General features: G+C 42.5%; 3 protein-coding genes and 1 pseudogene. 3 read left to right on the top strand and 1 reads right to left on the bottom strand.

The annotated features are described in order from the left end of the window. Together AWH66_RS06390 and AWH66_RS06385 are read left to right on the top strand one after the other, a co-directional pair. A pseudogene (locus tag AWH66_RS06390) lies at positions 1 to 257 on the top strand (peroxiredoxin); the annotation flags it as partial. Between the two features lie 209 nt (positions 258 to 466). Next, complete coding sequence (locus tag AWH66_RS06385) at positions 467 to 1,669, top strand: alpha/beta hydrolase (protein ID WP_063602912.1); 1,203 nt, start codon at positions 467 to 469, stop codon at positions 1,667 to 1,669. A gap of 223 nt (positions 1,670 to 1,892) precedes the next feature. Here AWH66_RS06385 and AWH66_RS06380 read toward each other — a convergent pair whose 3' ends face one another. Further along, entirely contained in the window at positions 1,893 to 2,393 is a 501-nt protein-coding gene (locus AWH66_RS06380) for a YcxB family protein (RefSeq protein WP_063602913.1), read from the bottom strand. Positions 2,394 to 2,878: 485 nt separating this feature from the next. On the opposite strand from AWH66_RS06380, the gene AWH66_RS06375 reads away from it, so the two are divergent. Then, positions 2,879 to 3,122: redoxin domain-containing protein (locus AWH66_RS06375; protein WP_143081478.1), on the top strand; the 244-nt coding region annotated here is incomplete at its 3' end.

The raw sequence follows: 3,122 nt of genomic DNA, 5'->3' as shown, positions 1-3,122 counted from the left end.
CTATCACCAACAATTTCGGTGTGATGCGTGAAGGTCAAGGTCTGGCAGACCGCGCGACCTTCCTGGTTGACCCAGAAGGCGTTATCCAAGCAATGGAAATCACTGCAGAAGGCATCGGCCGTGACGCAGAGGACCTGATGCGTAAAGTGAAAGCAGCACAATACGTTGCCGCTCACCCAGGTGAAGTTTGCCCAGCTAAATGGAAAGAAGGTGAAGAAACACTAGCACCGTCTCTAGACCTAGTTGGCAAAATCTAAGCTAAAAAAACGCTAGTTTAAACGGAATATCGAGTCCGTGTTACACGCCCCAATATCGCATAGCGAGTTGGGGCGTGTGTGTTTCTCTCTGTAAAAACTAAAACAATTCAATGAATTAGATTGAACAAATACATATCGACGTTTTTTCGACATCAATAGGAATACTCTACATATATTGAATTAATCCACTGACACGAAAAGAGTACGGTATGAATAAGAAACTGCTCCCCCTAAGCGTATTACTTGGCATTACGGCATTTGCAACAGCAACATTTGCAACCACCTCAAATAACATCGATGCCCATAAGAAATTTCGAGGAGAACAAGCTCTTGAAGTAGACCAATCACAATGGTTTCGCGAGCTAAGAATGGAAAATTGGACTCACGTTGTACCCGACCAAGACATACGAGATACATTAGATAAGATTGATTCGGGTGAACCGCTACGCGATTTCGTCAACACAAATGAAGCGGGTCATTGGACATATGAATTCACTCAAGTTGCTGATGATTATGCAAACTCAGCAAGTGATTATGAGTCGTATCGTAAGGCATCCATGATGTACTTAATTGCTTCATACCCAAATCACATGACGGAGCACGAACACGAAGCCATTGATCGATCAGTTGATATGTATCTCAAAGCAGAAGCATTGAGTCCTACTATCGATGTAGAGCGAGTGGATATGCCGCTCATGACTAAAGGCTCAATCACGGGTTTATTACATATCCCAAAAGGTTCCGAGAAGCCTGGCGTTATCCTATACACAGGTGGTGTCGATAAAATTCTGACTGAACACCGCGATGCAATTGATGGGCTGTTGAAACAAGGTTTTGCGGTATTAACTTTTGATATCCCTGGTGGCGGGCTGAACAACAACATTATCATTGAATTAGGCAAGGAAGATCAGACTCACCAAGCAGCGTTGGCATATGTTAAGTCTGATCTAAGGTTAGACGGCAGTAATGTTGGAGCGTTGAGTTCTTCGGGTGGTGGCGTGCCACTGATGACATTCATCCTCAATACTCCAGAGCTAAAAGCAGGCGTTGCTCGCTGTGCAGTAGTGACTGACGTACTGACTGACACTCAGGTATTCCACCACGCCCCGCTTATGTCGTCTATGTCTTACGGCTATCGAATTGGTGTCAAAGATGTCAGCGACCTTGATTCTTACGGAGAGTGGACGATTCCGTTAGCGCTTATGACTAAAGGCTTTAAAGCGAACGAAACTGATGTCCCTGTACTGGCTATTAACACTAAAGATGACATGGTGAATCCGCCTGAAGAAATGAGGTATACCGCTGGGCTTTCAACGAGAGGAGAGGTGGCATATTTTGGTAACTCCGGTCACTGCCCAGATGGACCAGAAGCTGAGTTAGCGATTACTAACTTTTTCCTTAAATACATGTAGATAATTAGACTTCGCAGCTTTGTAGAGATTACATAGTGCCTTAATTCTATTATTCCAAAGTTGCCGCCACCTTCACCAACAGTGATACGATGCGGCAACTTTAACTAAATGCCTGACTTGAAATGACATCATCCTTACGAAAGTGAGGATGCCTTAACACATTTGGCTAACTGGAAATGAGACGTCTGATCATATCCATTTCATTGCACCTATTCTATGTACATCAATGCGAGTTCACTTTAGATTTCGCGTGCTGCTCGATCATGAAGTCAATTGCTACATCATTTAAGCAAGATTTACTTACGTATTGGCGTTGCTTACCTATATGAAGGATAAAGCCTAAGTCGCTTTGTTCAAGTTGGTCAATTTCACTCCAAGTGATGTTGTGGGTGTTTTTGCCGCTTTTATAACTCATACCGTTAGAGTCAATCTTAAGTCGGACTTTACTCCCAGAACTCGTACTGAGCGTTTGTCGCCATAACCACCACGTTCTTTTAAAATAAACACTTAACGCTTCGATAATGCTCAATACAATAAAGAACCAACCCACGTAACTACTTGGAAGTAACTCAAATTTTACGAGTACTGCGCCAAAAATAAGAAAGAGTATTCCTTTAAAATAGGCTTTTGGAAATGCAGCGGGATGGCTAGTTTGGTCAAAGCATTCCGCAAAAAAGGTCTTGTCGAGCGTGTATTCTGTAGTGAAATCATAATCTTTAGACATAGGCGGCTACTTTTGGCTTTTCTGTGAATGAGTACTTCATGCTACGACCGTGTAGCGAGAGTATTGTATAGCTTATCGGTGTTTTGTCTTAATTGTTTTTGTCCCCTCTTCCTTTAAGAAATGATGCTCATCTAGAAATAGTGCTGCGTGAGAAATGGTGTACAGTGTGGTGAGTGTCATCAACGATTTCTTAGTTCAATACTATGGCTAGAATTAAAGTTTTTTAGCCTTTGAGACCGCCGGTTCCAGTAACTTGTGTCTCAAGGAAGGTTCATTGAACAAACGTTAATTCTGAACACTCTTCAAGAATTGCTCTCTTCGTCTCAACCTGTTTTTCACTCAAGAAAGTGTCTTGATAGGAAACCCCTATCAAATAGATAGGAAAGGACGAATTTTCAAAAACACGCTCTCAATGCAATATACATACATCGGCGCAGGACAGCGCATAACCATCTAAAAAATAACTAATTGAGAGAGCAAAAATCATGATCAACACCACTATCAAGCCATTTTCAGCAACCGCCTTCAAACAGGGCGACTTTGTAGAAATCACAGAACAAGACGTGAAAGGAAAATGGGCTGTATTCTTCTTCTACCCAGCTGACTTCACATTCGTTTGTCCAACTGAACTTGGTGACCTTGCTGACCACTATGCAGAGCTTCAAGAGCGTGGTGTTGAAGTTTACTCAGTATCAACAGACACACACTTCACTCACAAAGCATGGCACG

The organism is Vibrio barjaei, from assembly GCF_001639065.2.
GTDB classification, from domain to species: Bacteria; Pseudomonadota; Gammaproteobacteria; order Enterobacterales; family Vibrionaceae; genus Vibrio; species Vibrio barjaei.
Note: the sequence above shows the minus strand (reverse complement) of the source record. Positions and strands in the feature narration are given on the sequence as shown.

Coding starts and splice junctions, on each gene's coding strand:
- AWH66_RS06385 (WP_063602912.1), top strand. CDS start 467: ATGAATAAGAAACTGCTCCCCCTAAGCGTATTACTTGGCATTACGGCA.
- AWH66_RS06380 (WP_063602913.1), bottom strand. CDS start 2,393: ATGTCTAAAGATTATGATTTCACTACAGAATACACGCTCGACAAGACC.